Here is a 539-nt window from a genome sequence, read left to right as displayed (position 1 = left end):
AATCCTTAAACAAATTTACTCAAAACCTTCCTATCAATCTTCCCATTTGCATTTAAAGTAAATTGTTCTATTTTAACAAATTTTTTAGGTATCATGTAAACAGGGAGTTTGTCTTTTAAAAAGTTTTTAAAATCTAACTCTTCCTTACTTTCATAAAAGCAAATAATTTCTTCTTTAAAAATACAAGCACAATTTCTTACATTCTCATGAGAATTTATAATACTTTCTATCTCTCCAAGTTCTATGCGATGACCCATATATTTGATTTGATGATCTATCCGTCCATAACATAAAAGTTCGCCAAATTCATTATAAGCTACCACATCACCTGTTTTATAAAGCAAGTCTAGGTAATTATCATGCAAAGGATTTTGCACAAAAGCTTGCTTTGTTTTTTCCTTATCGTTGTAATAGCCTAAAGAAAGACAAGTTCCTCTTACATAAAGCTCGCCTTTAATTCCCACTTGACTTGGAGTAATTAAATTTAAATTCTCATCAAATACTAAAAGTTGGGTATTTTTACAAGCTTTTCCTATAGG

At 29.3% G+C, this 539-nt stretch carries 1 protein-coding gene; it reads right to left on the bottom strand.

All coding sequences use genetic code 11. The features are described 5' to 3' along the window. Positions 1–5 precede the first annotated feature (5 nt). A partial coding sequence (locus E2O22_RS07820) for an AMP-binding enzyme (protein ID WP_165955286.1) occupies positions 6–539 on the bottom strand: 534 nt, incomplete at its 5' end.

Source organism: Campylobacter lari (genome assembly GCF_004357905.1).
GTDB lineage: Bacteria > Campylobacterota > Campylobacteria > Campylobacterales > Campylobacteraceae > Campylobacter_D > Campylobacter_D lari_D.
This window is presented reverse-complemented; position numbering and strand designations above follow the sequence as displayed.